The sequence below is a fragment of the Mesorhizobium sp. Arg314 genome, assembly GCF_053714275.1.
In genome coordinates, this window is sequence record NZ_JBSKBP010000273.1 from 1 (window position 1) to 398 (window position 398).

At 62.8% G+C, this 398-nt stretch carries 1 protein-coding gene; it reads left to right on the forward strand.

Features of this window, described 5'->3' with window-relative positions; all coding sequences use genetic code 11:
• A partial coding sequence (locus tag ACWGS9_RS36120; protein ID WP_454509511.1) for a beta-L-arabinofuranosidase domain-containing protein occupies positions 1 to 398 on the forward strand: 398 nt, incomplete at both ends.

The window sequence follows — 398 nt, forward strand, 5'->3', positions numbered from 1 at the left end:
GAGGACGGCTATCTCTCCAGCTGGTATCAGCGCATCCAGCCCGGTCTGCGCTGGACCAATCTGCGCGACTGCCACGAGCTCTATTGCGCCGGGCACTTGATCGAGGGCGCGGTCGCCTATTACCAGGCGACCGGCAAGCGCAAGCTGCTCGACATCATGAGCCGCTATGCCGACCACATCGCCGACACCTTCGGTCCCGAGCCCGGCAAGCGCAAGGGCTATTGCGGCCATGAGGAGATCGAGCTGGCGCTGGTCAGGCTGGCCCGCGTCACCGGCAACGACAGATATATGAAGCTGGCTAAGTATTTCATCGACCAGCGAGGCCAGCAGCCGCATTACTTTCACGAGGAGGCGCTGGCGCGCGGCGCCGACCACAAGGCTTTGCACTTCAAGACCTA